Source organism: Jeotgalicoccus sp. ATCC 8456, assembly GCF_016313225.1.
Classification (GTDB): Bacteria; Bacillota; Bacilli; order Staphylococcales; family Salinicoccaceae; genus Jeotgalicoccus; species Jeotgalicoccus marinus.
Genome location: NZ_CP066224.1, coordinates 1,795,288 through 1,812,165 on the forward strand (window position 1 = coordinate 1,795,288; position 16,878 = coordinate 1,812,165).

At 36.2% G+C, this 16,878-nt stretch carries 15 protein-coding genes and 1 pseudogene; 14 read left to right on the plus strand and 2 right to left on the minus strand.

Going from position 1 to position 16,878, the window contains the following annotated elements; all coding sequences use genetic code 11:
* The first annotated feature begins 12 nt into the window (after positions 1-12).
* From JEM45_RS09315 to lhgO, 8 genes are all read left to right on the plus strand, one after another.
* Complete coding sequence (locus JEM45_RS09315; RefSeq protein WP_198687373.1) at positions 13-1,368, plus strand: anthrax toxin lethal factor-related metalloendopeptidase; 1,356 nt, start codon at positions 13-15, stop codon at positions 1,366-1,368.
* A gap of 363 nt (positions 1,369-1,731) precedes the next feature.
* The gene (locus JEM45_RS09320) at positions 1,732-2,322 is read left to right on the plus strand and encodes an MBL fold metallo-hydrolase (RefSeq protein WP_198687374.1); all 591 of its coding nucleotides are present in this window, start codon (positions 1,732-1,734) and stop codon (positions 2,320-2,322) included.
* Positions 2,323-2,338: 16 nt separating this feature from the next.
* Positions 2,339-3,553, plus strand: coding sequence for an Nramp family divalent metal transporter (locus JEM45_RS09325; protein ID WP_198687375.1), 1,215 nt, complete (start codon positions 2,339-2,341; stop codon positions 3,551-3,553).
* A 28-nt stretch (positions 3,554-3,581) separates the two neighbouring features.
* On the plus strand, positions 3,582-4,460 hold the full coding sequence (locus JEM45_RS09330) for a DUF6282 family protein (RefSeq protein WP_198687376.1): 879 nt from the start codon (positions 3,582-3,584) through the stop codon (positions 4,458-4,460).
* Positions 4,461-4,534: 74 nt separating this feature from the next.
* Positions 4,535-5,236: a FadR/GntR family transcriptional regulator gene (locus tag JEM45_RS09335; RefSeq protein ID WP_026866060.1), complete on the plus strand. Its 702-nt coding sequence runs from the start codon at positions 4,535-4,537 to the stop codon at positions 5,234-5,236.
* Positions 5,237-5,246: 10 nt separating this feature from the next.
* The gene (locus tag JEM45_RS09340) at positions 5,247-6,653 is read left to right on the plus strand and encodes an FAD-binding oxidoreductase (RefSeq protein ID WP_026866059.1); all 1,407 of its coding nucleotides are present in this window, start codon (positions 5,247-5,249) and stop codon (positions 6,651-6,653) included.
* Positions 6,646-7,923 (plus strand): (Fe-S)-binding protein, encoded by a 1,278-nt coding sequence (locus JEM45_RS09345; protein WP_198687377.1) that lies wholly within the window; start codon positions 6,646-6,648, stop codon positions 7,921-7,923. Before JEM45_RS09340 ends, JEM45_RS09345 begins: the two co-directional genes overlap by 8 nt.
* A complete protein-coding gene (lhgO, locus tag JEM45_RS09350; RefSeq protein WP_084145671.1) occupies positions 7,920-9,128 on the plus strand; it encodes an L-2-hydroxyglutarate oxidase in 1,209 nt (402 codons plus the stop codon). Before JEM45_RS09345 ends, lhgO begins: the two co-directional genes overlap by 4 nt.
* A gap of 266 nt (positions 9,129-9,394) precedes the next feature.
* Here lhgO and JEM45_RS09355 read toward each other — a convergent pair whose 3' ends face one another.
* Complete coding sequence (locus JEM45_RS09355; RefSeq protein WP_026866056.1) at positions 9,395-10,543, minus strand: aminotransferase class I/II-fold pyridoxal phosphate-dependent enzyme; 1,149 nt, start codon at positions 10,541-10,543, stop codon at positions 9,395-9,397.
* 128 nt (positions 10,544-10,671) lie between these two features.
* Between JEM45_RS09355 and JEM45_RS09360 the strand changes: the two genes are divergently transcribed.
* The 5 genes and pseudogenes from JEM45_RS09360 (at position 10,672) to JEM45_RS09380 (ending at position 14,512) form a co-directional block, all read left to right on the plus strand.
* Positions 10,672-11,673 carry a DctP family TRAP transporter solute-binding subunit gene (locus tag JEM45_RS09360; RefSeq protein ID WP_166626955.1) on the plus strand — a complete coding sequence of 334 codons (1,002 nt, stop codon included), beginning with the start codon at positions 10,672-10,674 and terminating at the stop codon, positions 11,671-11,673.
* Positions 11,670-12,134 (plus strand): TRAP transporter small permease, encoded by a 465-nt coding sequence (locus JEM45_RS09365; protein ID WP_035855649.1) that lies wholly within the window; start codon positions 11,670-11,672, stop codon positions 12,132-12,134. Before JEM45_RS09360 ends, JEM45_RS09365 begins: the two co-directional genes overlap by 4 nt.
* Positions 12,135-12,184: 50 nt before the next feature.
* A pseudogene (locus tag JEM45_RS09370) lies at positions 12,185-13,422 on the plus strand (TRAP transporter large permease).
* Positions 13,423-13,758, plus strand: a complete 336-nt coding sequence (locus JEM45_RS09375; protein ID WP_026866052.1) for a cupin domain-containing protein — start codon at positions 13,423-13,425, stop codon at positions 13,756-13,758.
* A 13-nt stretch (positions 13,759-13,771) separates the two neighbouring features.
* Positions 13,772-14,512: a 2-keto-4-pentenoate hydratase gene (locus JEM45_RS09380; RefSeq protein ID WP_198687378.1), complete on the plus strand. Its 741-nt coding sequence runs from the start codon at positions 13,772-13,774 to the stop codon at positions 14,510-14,512.
* Positions 14,513-14,564: 52 nt separating this feature from the next.
* Here JEM45_RS09380 and pdxS read toward each other — a convergent pair whose 3' ends face one another.
* Positions 14,565-15,419: a pyridoxal 5'-phosphate synthase lyase subunit PdxS gene (gene pdxS, locus JEM45_RS09385; RefSeq protein ID WP_166626952.1), complete on the minus strand. Its 855-nt coding sequence runs from the start codon at positions 15,417-15,419 to the stop codon at positions 14,565-14,567.
* A 94-nt stretch (positions 15,420-15,513) separates the two neighbouring features.
* On the opposite strand from pdxS, the gene JEM45_RS09390 reads away from it, so the two are divergent.
* Entirely contained in the window at positions 15,514-16,866 is a 1,353-nt protein-coding gene (locus JEM45_RS09390) for a MocR-like pyridoxine biosynthesis transcription factor PdxR (RefSeq protein WP_198687379.1), read from the plus strand.
* Positions 16,867-16,878 lie beyond the last annotated feature (12 nt).

The following is a 16,878-nucleotide window of genomic DNA, read 5'->3' on the forward strand; positions in this document are numbered from 1 at the left end:
GAGTGGTAAAAGATGATTAGGGCAACTAGAAGAGCGAGCTTAATTATTATTGCAATGCTATTGATGATCACACCGCTTGTTAAAGCGCAAGAAGAAATTAATCCATACTTATTGAACATGGTTGATATTCGGACTTCATCTGAAGAGGCGAATCAAGAAGCGTGGCAGATGATCAGTCGTATGAATCATGTAGAGAATCGAATTTTATATGAAACGAATAATCATGGTGCAACATTTATATTGGCAGATACACCGATTACTGAACAACCAGAATTTGAATACTTAAAGGGGAGCGTCCCTAGAGGACATACTAACTCATGGGATTCGATTCCCGGTGCTGGAGCGTATGAATCTATCGCACGAATTGGTTATAGTGATCCAGGTAAAGGGCATTCTGCCATTAACCTTGAGCTTCACGAGTATGGCCATGTTGTTGACTCATTTACAGTCGGGGTTCAAGTGAGTGAAACGGAAGAATTTCGTGCAGTTCAGAACGCTGAGCTCGATAGTCTGTTTGGTGATAATTCACAAAGAGATTACTACAATAATGTAGATGAGTACTTTGCAGAAGCCTTTGCTATGTATTATCTAAATGATGAAAGTCGTAGTGAATTGGCTTCAAAAGCACCAAGAACACTCGCTTTCTTCGATAAATTTGCACATAGCATTTTATCAGTTGGGGAAGTGACAGGTAATACTGTTACGATGCACTGGGATCCTCATGAAGATGCAGTTGAATATGAAGTGTTTAGAAATGATGAATCTGTCGGTACAACGACAGGTCCAAACTATAGAATAGAAGGACTTGATACAGACACAACCTATGATTTTAAAGTCATTGCTAAAGATTCAGAAGGTAAGGCCTTGTATACTTCATACACACGGTCGGCACTGACAGGCAGTGTACAGGATCCACCTGATGTAGATATTGAAGAACTTGAAGCTACAATCTCAGAAGTTGAGTCTGCCTATGAAGATGAAGAAATGGGCAAATCATTAACAAGAGCCCTGCAAAATGCGAATACTTATATTGCAGATGTAAACAATGATGAATATACTTCTGGGGGCAATGAAATTACTCAAGGTGGCGTAGATTCATTGAATGCAAGCTTACAAGAAGCTTGGGAAGAAGATGAGGAAATCAAGCGTCAAATTGAAGAAGAAAAACAACGTGAAGAAGAAGAAAGGCAGGCAGAAGAACAGAGAAAAGCAGAAGAACAGGCTGCCTTAGAAGCTAAAGAGAGAGAAGAAGCTGAAGCCTTAGCAGAAAGAGAAGCACTGATGTCAACTTTAACTAAGGTTGGTGTTGGACTCTTAGTGATTGTTGCAGCATTTATTGGCTGGATGATATACCGTAAGAGAAAATAAAGGAAATTTAAAGAGAACCGCACGACCTTTTGAGAGGTCGTGCGTTTTTTTGTATAGGGAAATTGTGTGGATGAGTAACGACATTAATCTATAAAAAACTGGAGATGAAATCTATTTGATCTCGCTAAAAAAACTAAAAAATCAAATTATCAGAAAAAAGACTTGTTTTAGACACATTTATATTATATGGTTGTTATATTGTAATACAAGTGTAAGCGTATACAATTAGGAGGGGTAGAAATCAAATATGAGATTATAAGTTTATTTACTGGGTTTCCCGCAAAATGTAGTAGAGGCTTTCTAGGGTGGAGTAGTGTTTATTTAATTAAGGTTTTCAATGAGAATAATCAAGTTATTAATATTTTGTTTGATACTGGAGGATATAACGAAAGGAGTGAGTTGAAAAAAAGGTTAAATGACTTAAATTTATCATTAGAAGATATAAATATAGTGTTTATTAGTCATCTTCATTTTGATCACTGTGTCAATTGGGTGTTTTTTCCAAACGCTAAAATTGTTGTTGGTGAAGTAGAGATATCTTCAAGTTTTACTTCTGAAGATATAAATATACCCGATTTTCATTTAGAAAATTTATTGATGCATAAGAATCTAGTCAAAGTGAAAAATGGAGATTATTTATGGGGCTTTGAAGTTATCTTATTGCCTGGACATACAAAAGGATTAATAGGTCTAAGATATAATGACATATTTATTGTAAGTGATGCTATCAAGAATAGAACAGAAATTAATGAAATGAAACTAATGAATGTTATGGACGAAAAAAATGCATTAGAAACTATAAAATTTTTAAACGACAATGCTTCCGTAATATATCCAGGACATGATGGTAGGTTGGTGAAAGTAGAAGGTAAGTGGGATATTTCGGAAAATTTAAATGAAACTATCTTTATTTCTAATTTTAAAGACTCTAACTTTACAACAAAAATCTTATAGATGGAGGAAAATGAAAATGTGGGAAAAATTTAAAACCATAGGACCAGGTATGTTAGTAGCTGGGGCATTTGTAGGGACCGGAACAATAACCACTAGTATAGTAGCTGGAACTGAAAATGGTTACACGTTTCTATGGGCATCAGTTACAGCTGCAATAGTAATTTCCATTATATTACAAGAAATGACAGCGAGATTATCGATGTCTACGGGAAAACCATTAGCTGTTCTTGTTAAAGAAAGATTAGGGATTTGGGCTAGTATAATTGTTATTTTAGCAATTGTCGGAGGGAATTCAGTTTATTCAGTAGGTAACTTATCTGGTGTCAATATTGCTCTAGGAGGATTATTTGAAGGAATTCCAGCAAGTGTTTGGATTATTGGAGTAACTTTTATTTATTGGTCTCTCTTGATGATTGGTAAATATAATATCCTAGAAAAAATTATAACAATACTTGTAGCTTTAATGGGAATCTTGTTTCTAATCAACATGTTTTATGTTCAACCAGATTATGTAGAAGTTGTAAAAGGACTAATAATACCGACATTAGAAATCGATAAAATTACACTTGTAATAGCATTGATAGGTACAACGGTAGTTCCGTATAATTTCTATTTACATTCAACAGCTGTGCTAGAAAGAGGTTGGCATAAAAATGCTAAAACCAATCTTGGGATGATGCGTTTTGATACTATCGTACCTATTTTCATTGGAGGAATAATAACAATGTCTATAGGTGTCGTCGCAGGGACGGTTCTCTATCCTTTGCATTTATCAAATGGCTTGGTCATTGAGGGTTCTAACGAAATGGCAATGACGATAGAACCTTTACTTGGGAAAAATGCATATGCGCTATTTAGTTTAGGGTTATTTGCTGCAGCTATATCCTCAATGCCAATGGCTGCATTATCTGCAGCTTATGTATTTACTCAAAGTTTTGGTTTAAACCCAGATATGAAAGGTAACGCGTTTAGATTAGTGTTTAGTTTTGTTGCTTGGGTACCTGTTTTCTTTGCGGTAGGTATAGAGAATCCAATTTGGACAATAATTTTAGCCCAATCTATAAATGGAATGTTGCTTCCAATAACGGCAATATTAGTTTTATATTTAATAAACAAAAAAGATACAAGTGGATCACTTAGAAATAACCTTGTAAGTAATATTTTAGGTTATGTAGCTGTTGGATTTACAATTATTTTAGGGTTAATTAATATAATCAGTACTTTTCAATAAATTATTATACAAGTAGAGGTGAGAGAAATTGCAAAAAAATAGTAATCTTCTTGAAGGTGCAATAGAGTTACATGCTCATTCGGCGCCTAGTATATTTCCGAGAAGACAAAACGACTGGGAATTAATAGAAGATGTTAGAGATGCCGGGATGTACGGCATTGTATTGAAAGCTCATGAAGGTGTATCTTATGATAGAGCAAATTTGTTGCAAAATAAATATCCCGAAATAAAAATATATGGAGGCTTGGTGTGTAACCATTTTGTGGGTGGTTTAAATATTCATGCTGTGGACTTAGCGTTGAAAATGGGAGCAAGTATTATATGGATGCCAACACTTTCAACGTCTACTCATAAAAAATATTTTGAAAGAAATAAAAATGAAAAGATTTTAAAATCTAATAATAAGATGATAGATTCTGATGAATCAATATCTATTTTCAATGGTAAGCACATAAAAGATTCTGTAAAAACAATACTTGAATTAATAGCAAAAAATAACAAGGTACTTGCTACAGGTCATCTAAACAGTGATGACGCATATAAATTAGTTTTAGAAGCTAAGAAAATAGGTGTTGAAAAAATCTTAATTCAACATGTTGATCTAGGGATATCTCCATACACACTAACTGAACAACAGCAACTAGTTGAAGAAGGATGTTTTTTAGAAAAATGTTATCTAGCTTGTAGCAATGATTTTAAAGATATGGATGTAACGATGATGGCCGACACTATACACAAATTAGGGAGTAGTAAATGTGTACTGGTAACTGATTATGGTCAAAAGCATAATGTTCCTGTTGTTAAAGCCTTGGACACATTCGTTAAAGAACTTTTAGAAGTGGGAGTTAGCCAAAGTGATATTAAGAAAATGATTGTAGAAAATCCTAGATATTTAATGGAGAGTTAGATTGATTAGACAGGAGGAAATTCATCTGATTGTTATTATATTCAATGACAGGTTAAAAAAGGTGGAAGCGAGTAATGGACCTAATTAAAAAGGGAAAACTTTCGGATATTATATTTAAAGATTTAGAAAAACGCATAAAAGGTAAAGAATATGAAGTCGGTGAAAAGCTACCTTCTGAAAATGAACTCTCAAAATTTTACAAGGTAAGTCGTGTACCAGTAAGGGAAGCTTTGAGTCGATTAGTATCTATGGGTTATGTAGAGTCGAGCCAGGGGAGAGGTAGCTACGTTAAAACCACTTCTGTTGCTGATCAAGTTAAAGCCTATACTTATGAGAGTTTTAACAAGAAAGAATTACTCGATTTACTAGAGATGAGAACAGTTTTAGAAGTTCAGTCCGCACCTCTTTCTGCATTAAGAAGGACGGAAGAAGATTTGAAGGAAATTGCTGCTGCACTTAAACATTTTAAGAAAATAACCACTAATCAGCATGTGATTGGAATGGAAGCGGACTACGACTTTCACAAGGCAATCGTCATTTCAACAAAGAATGAGTACATGATACAGACGTTCAATAATCTTCAAACAGTTCATAGAGATGCATTGGAATTCTCGTTGAAATTGAACATTGGGAAACCTGAGAAGAGAGAAAGTGTATATGAAGAGCATGAATTGATTTATGAAGCCATAAAAAACCAATCTCCTGAACAAGCTGCAAAATATATGGAAACACACTTATTTAATATGAGGAGAAAGCTTGGAGATGACAGAATATAGGTGACGTTTGATGAAGGAAAAGGTAATTAAAAAACTAAATTTGATATTTGCTGAGAGATTATTGCTTGAAATAGACGATAGAATTTCGTATGGATATGATGGCTCTTTTGGACAGTATATACCAGAGGCTGTGGTACAAGTGTTAAGTACAGAAGAAGTTAAAGAAACAGTGATTTTGGCAGATGAATACGAAGTCCCAATATATCCTAGAGGAGCAGCAACAAGCCTGTCTGGTGGACCATTACCAGTACATGGAGGGATTGTGCTCGACTTCTCTCAATGGACTCAAAAGCTAGAGATATACCCAGATGATTTACTGATAAAAGTAAGTCCTGGTGTAAAGACTGAGGATATTCATAAACTCGCTGAGTCACATAATTTGATGTATGCACCTGATCCGTCATCATCTAAAATTTGTACAATTGGTGGTAATCTCGCAGAAAATGCGGGAGGTCCTAGAGGAGTAAAGTACGGAGTGACAAAAGACTATGTAATTGGTTTAGAAGTTGTTACGGCAAAAGGTAAAGTGATTAGAACTGGCGGTAATACAGTTAAAAACGTTACAGGCTATGATCTAACAAAGTTATTAATTGGTTCAGAGGGAACGCTGGGTATAATTACAGAAGCGACTTTAAGATTAATTCCTAAACCACAAGATACCTTAACCGCAATGGCAATTTTTGATGATTTATATACTGCAGGTCAATCGATTTCAAAAATATTAACCTCCGGTGTTCGACCATCGAAAATGGAAATTCTGGATCAAAATTCAATAAATAAGGTTGAAGACTATGCTAAGCTCAATCTCCCAAGAAATGCGGCAGCTATTATCTTAATAGAAGTTGATGGTGACGAGGATGTATTACCGAAAGAACTCAATGTTATTAAAGAAGCATTGGAAAGTATTGGGGTTAATGATATTAGAATTGCAGAAAGTAAAGAAGATGAAGAAAATTTGTGGCGAGTAAGAAAGCTTGTATCACCCGCTATTGTGACAAGTGGCTATACCAAAATTTCAGAAGATGCTACAGTCCCATTGAGCAAAATACCTGACATGTTTAAAAAAATTAATGAATTAAAAAATAAATATGAATTAGATATTGTCGTGTTCGGTCACGCGGGTGATGGTAATTTGCACCCATCTATTAATACAAATATGAGGGACCAGTCAGAAGTAAGTAGGGTCGAAGATGCAATTGAAGAAATCTTTGATTATGCTATTGAACTTGGTGGTACATTATCTGGCGAACATGGAATTGGAACGATGAAACGCGCATTTTTCGAAAGAGAAGTGGGCCAAGATGGATTAGAATTACAAAAAGCGATTAAAAAAGCAATGGATCCAAAGAATATATTGAATCCAGGAAAAATATTTCCCCAAGACGGAGAAAAAAGGTTAGTGTTGCGAAATGACTAATGAACTTGTGAAAAAATTGGATTATGAAGCGACTTTCGATTGTGTGCAGTGTGGATACTGTTTACCAGCATGTCCGACATATATAGCTTTTGAAAAAGAAAAGCACTCTCCAAGAGGTAGAATAAATCTCGTTAAGATGGCAGCAGAAGGTAAAATTACAATTGGGGATATGCAAGAAGGTATAGATCTTTGTTTAGGGTGCCGGGCGTGTGAAACAGTTTGTCCAACCAATGTTAGGTACGGTGACATTTTGATGTCGGCTGTTGAGGTTTTAAAGGAAAATAAAAAACAGAGCGTGATAGAAAAAACGAATCGAACACTGGCATTTAAAATCGCTTTAAAAAATAAAAATGTGTTGAGATTGATTAACAAAGGTTTGTATATGTATCAAATTTCTGGAGTCAAGCGCTTAACTAAAAATTATAACTTATTAAAACCAGTTCAAAAATTTAATGAGTTAAATAAAGCAATGCCTGACGTGATATTGAGTCGACGAATCAACCGTAATATTAATCCTTTTAGACGAAACAATGTATCGGTTGGATTCTTCCAAGGATGTATAATGGATTCATTTTTTGCACGAATTAATGATCTTGCCATAAAAATAATGCAAAAAAATTATGTTCAAGTCACTAACATCCCTAACCAAACATGTTGTGGGGCACTTCAACATCATGCAGGTGAGTCAAAAGACACTATAGAGCTTGCAAAGAAAAACATTGAGGCTTTTGAGAAGTATGATTTTGATTATATAGTCAATACAATTGGTGGGTGTGGAGCGACTTTAAAAGAGTACCATAAACTATTTAAGTCTGGTACAGACTGGCATAATCGAGCTTTAGCATTTACTAATAAGGTAAGAGACATATCTCAGATTCTCTCATTTTTGAATTTAGAATTTATCAACCCAATTAATAAGAATGCAGTGTATCAACCATCTTGCCATTTAGAAAATGTACAAAAAGTATTTAATGAACCTGACAAACTGATAGAGAAAATTCCTGGACTAACATATTTACCTATGCCACAACGGTCATTATGTTGTGGTTCAGCCGGTATTTACAATATTGTTCATTATAATGAATCGATGAAAATATTAGATATGAAAATGAAAAATGTCAGAGCAACAGAACCTAATTTGATTATTACTTCAAACCCTGGCTGTCATATACAGATGCAGTTAGGCGTTGAAAGAGAAGGTTTAAGTGACGTAATAGAAGTCAAGCACTTAGTGGAAGTTATCGCAGAATCTTGTGGGGTGGAAGTATGATGAGAAATGTTGATATATTAATTGTAGGAGCGGGAATCATTGGAATGAGTACTGCTTATCATTTGTCGTTAATAGAGCCAGATAAAAAAATCGTTGTCTTGGATAAAGAAGATGAAGCTGCTAAACATCAAACAGGTCATAATAGTGGTGTTATACATTCGGGGATTTACTATAAACCTGGGTCTTATAAAGCTGAATTTGCAAGGAATGGTTCACAATCCATGATGCATTTTTGTCGTGAACATGAGATCGACTTTAATCAATGTGGAAAGGTGATAGTTGCCACTGAAGATGAAGAGTTAGAACGACTTCATAATCTCTATAAAAGAGGGTTGGAAAACGGCTTAGATGTGGAATTAATGTCTGCGGAAAAAGTGAGAGAAATAGAACCATTTGTGAACACTGTTGGAGGTATACATGTAAAAAATACTGGGATAGTGGATTATAAAGAAGTGACTGAAAAGTTTGGTGAGTTGTTCATTAACAACGGTGGGAATGTCATTTATAACAGTGAAGTGACTTCGGTTGATCCTATAGATAATCAAGTGGTGATACACACTAAAAATCAGGCATTTCAAGCTAAATATTTTATTAATTGTGCTGGCCTATACAGCGATAAACTAGCAAAAATGAGTGGTATTAACTCTGATGTGAAAATCATTCCATTTAGAGGAGAATACTTTGAATTAAGTCGTGAAACAGAAAAGTATGTAAAAACTTTAATCTACCCTGTTCCTAACCCTGAATTACCATTTCTAGGTGTCCACTTCACTAATATGATTTCAGGTGGTGTTGATGTTGGACCAAATGCTGTACTTGGACTAAAAAAAGAGGCTTATCAGAAAATTGGTTTTGATAGAAGTGAAACGCTAGAGATTTTAACGTTTCCTGGACTTTATCGAATGGGCATAAAGAATATCAAAGAGGGTATCGGTGAATACTATCGATCCTTCAATAAGAAAGCCTTTGTAAAGGCTGCTAAAAAATTAATACCGTTATTGAAAGCTAAAGATATTACACCAATGGAAGCGGGAGTGAGAGCTCAAGCGATGAAACCGGATGGTACCTTATTAGATGATTTTTACTTTGAGGAAAATGATTACTCAGTTCATGTATTAAATGCACCTTCACCTGCAGCTACGTGTTCAATAGAAATTGGAAAAGAAATTGCCAGAAGATTTCAAGCGAAGATCAGTAAATGTTAATTTGAAAAGTATAAAGGGGCTGGGGCAAAAGTCCTGAAGGTATCGAATAATAATCGATAATGCATGAAAAGCCGGACGTTAGACTTCTAGGGGAATAGCATCTGCGTGAGACTAAAGGCTCACGCGATGCCCCAGAAAAGCTAACGTCCGGCTTATTTATGAAGGGAATTGTTTTGCCCCAACCCCTTTGTATAAAGTTTGGTCTTTGTCGGTAGATGAGCGAACTCATTGACTTGTAAAATCAAAATATCAGTCAATGAACAACATTATAATCCATTCATAAATCGCTCTAATCGATCCATACCTTCTTCTAAAACTTCCATAGAGCTAGCAAATGAGATACGAATATGTCCTTTACCGTATTTTGAAAAAGCTGAACCTGGCACGACAGCCATATGTTCTTTTTCTAAGAGCTTAACTGCAAATTCCCAGTCGTCTATTCCAGTGTGTGCGATGCACGGGAAAATATAAAAAGCGCCACCGGGTGTTTTGACGACACAACCCATCGCTTTAAGTCGTTCGCATATATAGTCACGACGCTTGAGGTAAGCTTCATTCATTACTTTAGGATAATCAATGGCACCTGTCAGCGCTTCTATAGCAGCATATTGACTTGGCACAGTAGCGCAGATGGAGTTGCTTAAATGTACTTTTAAAATCTCATCGCTTAAATACTTTGGTGATAGGGTGTAACCGATTCTCCATCCAGTCATTGAGTGAGATTTTGAAACGCCATGAATAATAATCGTCTTGTCTCTTATACTACTAAAGCTTCCAAAGGAAATATGTTGTCCTTCATAGACATTCTCACTATATATTTCATCACTAATTAAAAAAACATCTTTTTGCTCAATAAAGTCCACAATGGCTTGTATCTCTTTTTCACCTAGGGAAGCGCCTGTAGGATTGGATGGATAGTTTAAAAGAATAGCTTTTGTACGATCTGTCATTAATGCTTCTAGTTTATCTATTGAGGGTATGAAGTCACTATCAGAAACATCTAAGTATTTAACAACTCCGCCGTTTAATTCTATTAATGATTCATAAGCTGGATAGGCTGGTGCGGTGATAATCACTTCATCACCTTCAACGAGCAATGTACGGAGTGTTGAGTCTAGCGCTTCGCTAGCACCACTTGTAATCACGACTTCATCAACTGAATAGGGAGCTTGATATTTATTTTCAAAAAACTCAGCAACGGCTTGTCGTAACTCAACCATCCCGGCATTTAACGAATAACCCGTATGGTTGTCGTTAATGGCTTGTATAGCAGCAGCTTTCACACTATCTGGTGTAGGGAAGTCTGGTTGTCCGATTGTAAGGTTAATACCGTCATCCATTTGTTGGACTTGGTTAGAAAAAACTCTGATGCCTGGTGTTGATAGTGCTGTGGCGCGTGGATTAATTGTTGGCATATGTATCACTCCTGAAATATATCTTTCATTTATTATAGGAGTCCTTTAAGGAGGAAAGCAAATCGAATTGATAATTGTATATAATTTCATAATAATGTATAGTTATTAATAAATAAGGGGGATTGCTTGTGAAGCAATACATATTTTTCATATTGTTTAGTGGATTGGTTGTGTTTCTGAGTGCATGTAATAATGATGAAGAAACGGTAACCTTGCAGTTTGGCCATGCCTTGCCTGAAGATACCGAACAAGCTAAGAAGATTGAGGAAATGGGGGAATCGGTAGAAAGGCAAACTGAAGGTCGAGTTAAGTTTGAAATCTATCCGAACTCACAGCTTGGTAGTGAGACAGAAATGCTCCAACAGCTTGATGTTGGTGCAATGAATGGGTTGGCGATCATGGTGGGTTCAATGCAGACCATGGATATGCGGTTAGCCATTGAAGATTTACCTTATATGTGGCCGAGTGAAAAAGAAGCGAGACTTGCCTACGAAGGCGAGTTCGGTGACTATTTAGCAGATATTGTCGAGACATATGATATGCATACAGCAGGATATATGGAATGGGGATTTCGTCATGTGACGAACAATGAGGGCCCGGTTGTTGAACCGGAGGATTTAAAGGGGATGAATATTCGTGTCGCTGAAACAGCACTCCGTGTAGATACATTTGAAACTGTTGGTGCACTTCCGACAGTCATGGCCTTCAGTGAAGTATATGGGGCGCTTCAACAAGGCGCTTTAGATGCCCAAGAAAATCCTCTCGCTAATATCGTTGCCCCAAGATTAAATGAAGTACAAGATTATCTCTCTTTAACCGGTCACTTTTATAACACATTGATGATTGTCTTTGATGATGAATCTTGGAATGAAATTAGTTCCAACGATCAAAAAATTATCATTGAAGAGATTGATAAAGTATCAAAAGACATTCAAGTAACTAACGATGATACGGAACAAGAACATATCGATTTTCTTGCAGAAAATGGTATGGAAGTAAATGATGATGTGAACAAAGAAGCGTTCAGAGAAGCGATGTTGCCCGTCTATCAAAAGTGGGAAGATGAAGTGTTTGGTCAAGAAATGATGGACATTTATAGAGAAAATTCTGGATGGGAGGCAGACCAATGATTGCTAAATTTATTGTAAAAGTTTTGTATGTCACCTGTGCAGTCGTGATTGGGATTTTAGCGCTGATTGTTTTAACTCAAGTGGTTTCCAGATTCTTTAATTATTCTCTCCCAGGAACAGAAGAGTTATCACGTCTTTTCATTGTATGGATGACATTTTTAGGTTCGAGTATTGCAGTCTATGAACGTGGGCACCTGGCTGTAAATTTCTTTGTTAAAAAATCAAATGATAAGATCAGACCCTATCTATATTTAATTGTGAATATTATTCTAGGATTGTTCTTTTTAATTCTGACAGTTTACGGTTTTATTTTTTCTTACCAGTCCTTAGACTTTACCTCATCAACCTTGCAATTACCGATGACAATTTTCTACTTAGCAATTCCGGTGAGTAGTTTGCTCTCAACGTATTTCATTATACAGAATTTCTGGCTACCTCAAGATGAAAGTGAGGCGGTTTGATGTTAGCTATTTCAATGTTGATATTATTCTTTGTCTTACTGTTTCTAGGTATGCCTATTGCCTTTGTAATCGGTATTGTCGGTTTAACGATGCTAATTATTGCAGATGTCCCCTTGGAAATTATAATCCAGCGATCATTTGCAGGTGTAAATAACTTTTCTTACTTAGCACTACCGTTATTTGTTCTTGCTGGTAATATCATGGGTAAGGGGGCTTAACACGTCGTTTGATGGCCTTTGCCAATGTATTTACAAGAAAATTAACAGGTGGTACTGGTATTACGACTGTTTTAACGACTGCCTTATTCAGCTCAGTATCAGGATCCACCGTCGCGACGACTTACGCTGTCGGTTCCGTCTTAGTCCCAAGACTAAAAGAGGAGAAGTACTCTAATTCATTTATAGCGTCAATTATTGGACCAGCAGGCGTTTTAGGATTGATCATTCCACCGAGTATCACCATGGTTATACTCGGTATAACGGCGAATATTTCTATTGGTGATTTATTCATAGCAGGAATTCTACCCGGACTCATATTAACAGTCGCACTATCAACATATGTATGGTATATGAGTAAAAGAGCAGGTTTTGGAAACAGAACTGAAGATAAGATCACTAGTAAAGAATTTTGGAAGGTAACGCGCCAAGCATTCTTTCCTTTATTAACACCAATTTTTATATTAGGTAGTATCTTCTCAGGTTATGCCACAGCAACAGAAGCAGCAGTTGTTGCAGTTGTGTACGGCTTTATACTAACCTTAATATATAAAGAATTATCATTTAACAAACTTAAAACAATATTAGCAGATTCAGCAGTTACTTCAGCAGTGATTTTAATGATTATTTCAATGGCGAATGTCTTTACATATGTACTGACTATTAATCATATCCCTGAAGCAGTATCTGGATTTTTCTTAGACTTTGCAGAGTCACCACTTATATTTTTAGTAGTTGTATCAGTCATACTATTATTCCTAGGTATGTTAACAGAAGTCACCTCTTTAATTGTACTATTAACACCAATCTTTATGCCGATTGCTGTAGAATTTGGCTTGGATCCAATCCACTTCGGAATGGTGATGATCATAAATTTTGCCCTCGCGAACGTGACGCCACCAGTTGGTCTATCATTAATTGCTGGTGCCTCAGTAACGGACCGAAAGATGGGAATAGAAGATACACTGCCCTATATCTTGCACGTGCTCTTTATTATCGCAGTAATGGTGTTATTAATTATATTCGTACCAAGCATTTCAACGTTTTTACCTAACTTACTTGGAGGAGAGTAAATGATTATTAAAGGTGAAGAAACAAAAGAGATAAAAAATAAATTTGGTGGAAAAGGGAGTATCTTTTCTAAATCTTATATACAAAAGAATGATTTTGAGGGTATAGATAAAGTACTGGAGATTGTTCTCGGACCACATGCTTCTATTGGCTACCATCAACATCAAGAAGATAGTGAAATTTATCATATTATAAGTGGGAATGGAGAATTTCAAGATGCGGATGGTGAATACAAACCAGTAGGTCCTGGGGACTGCTGCATCATTACAAAGGGGCAATCTCATGGGTTGGTTAATTTATCTGAGAAACCTTTAAAGATGATGGCAATTGTTTTTTAAAAGGAGAGATACTATGCAAGATGTACAGAAGCTTTATGATGCTAGGGTAAGTGGAAATATATTAACACCGGGGCAAGATATAGAAATCGACTCTGTTGAAGCGGCTTATGAAGTTCAGGATGAACTATTAAAGATGCAAGGTGATAGTGCTATAGGCTATAAAATTTCTATGACAAGTCCAGAAACGCAAAACCTGTTTGATAGTCATGAGCCAGTTTATGGACCCTTTACTACTAGACAGGTAATCAGGGAATTATCTTTAAAAGATTACAATGTGCCACTCGCAGAATTAGAACTTGTTTTTTATGTTAACGAAGACTTATCTGTTGATGATGATGCAACAAGTATTATAGAAAAATGTGATGTTGCCCCAGCCATAGAGATTCCTGATGGCCGTTATGATGATTGGTTTCCTAACATTTCAAAATACGAAGTTGTTGCAGATTGTGCAGTCTCAGGTGCGATTGTAATCGGAGAAAGAAGGAAAGCGACTTATAATGAGCTGGATAAAATCCAAGGGCAACTGTATTTAGATAGTGAAGTTGTTAAAAGTGGAGATAGCTCAGAAGTCATGGATCACCCAGTTAATGCTATGCTGTGGCTAATTGAAAAACTAAATTCGCAAGGTAAAACTTTAAGGGCAGGTCAATTTGTCTCATCAGGAACATTCATCTTACCTATTAAACTAGAGGTTGGAGAATACAAAGCAGAATTTGATGGCATAGGTACTGTAAGCTTTAAAGTGAGTGAATAAATAATTGTAAAAAACTCGGAGAAATTTTTCTCCGAGTTTTTTACACTAACGTTTACCAACCGCGATCTGACATGCGTTCTTCTAGCGAAAGACTATGCACATCAAGACCAGGCATTGCTGAACCGAGTTCTTTTGATAGATCGCCAATCATTTTGTAATCATTGTAGTTTTCTACAGCTTGAACAATTGCTTTGGCATATTTTTCAGGGTGCTCTGATTTAAAGATACCTGAACCGACAAAGACACCATCTGCACCGAGTTCCATCATTAAAGCTGCATCTTGTGGTGTTGCTACGCCTCCAGCTGCGAAGTTTGTTATCGGTAATTTCCCTGATGCTTTAATTTGTTGTAACACATGATATGGTGCACCTAAGTCTTTTGATGCAGTCATCAGCTCATCATCATTCATACTTACAATTTGCTTAACCTGTTGATTCACTAATCGTAGGTGACGAACGGCTTCAACAATATTACCAGTACCTGGTTCACCTTTTGTTCTTAACATAGATGCCCCTTCGCCTATACGTCTCGCTGCTTCTCCTAAATCTTTACACCCACAAACAAATGGTGCCTTATACTGATCTTTTTTGAGATGAAACTCTTCATCTGCAGGCGTAAGCACTTCGGACTCGTCTATGTAATCGATACCCATTGCTTCTAATACCCTCGCTTCAACAATGTGTCCGATACGACATTTGGCCATTACAGGTATAGATACAGCATTAATGACTTCCTCAACAATTTTTGGGTCGCAAGCACGTGCAACGCCGCCTTCTGCTCTAATATCTGATGGCACACGCTCTAAAGCCATGACTGCAACAGCACCAGCGGCTTCAGCAATTTTTGCTTGTTCAGCATTGACGACATCCATGATGACGCCACCTTTTAATTTCTCTGCTAAGTTCATCTAAACAACCTCTTTTCTTTAAATTAATATCAGTTTAATCCATAATCTGATATTCTATAAGTATCAAATTAAAAGAAAAATTAGGGGTCAGATTATGTTTATCGACTTAAAAAAGAATAGCAAGGTAGCGCTATACGAACAGTTATATACAGATATTAAAACTAAAATTTTAGATGGTCGCTTACATGCGAATGCTAAATTGCCGAGTAAACGTCAGTTGAGTCAAGATGTGTCGATTAGCATTACAACAGTGGAACGTGCATATAATCTACTGGTTGAAGAAAACTTAATCTCTTCTAAGGAAAAAAGTGGACATTACGTCGTGCCAACAGAATCATTAAAAATACAGAGCAAACCACTCATATCAGTTAAAAAGCCAGTATTTAATAAAATGGAGTTTCCTCTAGGGGAGGTGGATACTTCCATTGTTCAAAATGATGTTATTAAACAATTGAGCATTGATGTATTTCAAGATCGGTCACTACTCAACAGTGGGGATAAGAGTGGAGAAGCAGAATTGAAATCAGCCATAAGAGAATACTTATATGTGAACAGGGGGGTACAGTGTACTGATGACCAGGTTTTCATAGGGCCTTCGACAGAATACTTGCTTGAACAGGTGTTTTACCTGCTAGATTACCCTGCAGTCACGTTAGAAGACCCCTCATATCCTGTGGTTAAGAATGTCTTAACTCGGTTGAAAATATCATATAATACTGCAGGAGTTAATACAGATGGTATTGATCTGAAGGCGGTAAAAAAATACAATAATAAAATTGTTCACATTACACCATCTCATCAGTTTCCAAGTGGTGTCGTCATGTCTTTAAACAAGAGAATTCAACTACTAAATCTACTGAGTGATACTGAAAATTATGTAATTGAAGACGATTACGATAGCGAATTTCGATACACTGGCCGACCATTATCTTCCCTTCAAGGTTTAGACCAAAATAACAAGACCATTTATATCAATACATTCTCTAAATCAATTTACCCTTCCTTACGTATTGCTGTCATGGTCTTACCTCCCGAGCTCGCAGAGAAATACTATGACAAAGGTCTGTCTTGTAATGTATCTAGGCAGATGCAACATATTGTTGCGAAATTTATAGAAGGACAATATCTTGTTCGACATATTAATAGAGTAAGAAAATTCTACGGAAAAAAGATGGAAGTTATAATAGAATCCTTAAAGAATAAACATCCTGAAGTTGATTTAAGCGGCTATCATACAGGTATGCATTTTGTAGCAAAATTGAAAGGGGTGGATCTGCGACAATTAGCAAAAGAACATCTTATCATTTCCATGGCAGACTACACTGAAAATAGGGTCGGAACTGATACGGTACTTATCGGTGTTGGCTCAAAAGATGAAAAAGAAATCATCAATAAGCTCGATTATTTTTTTCAAGAAGCAAAAAAGAAGGTCAGAGCAAAAAACTAGCTCTGACCTTCG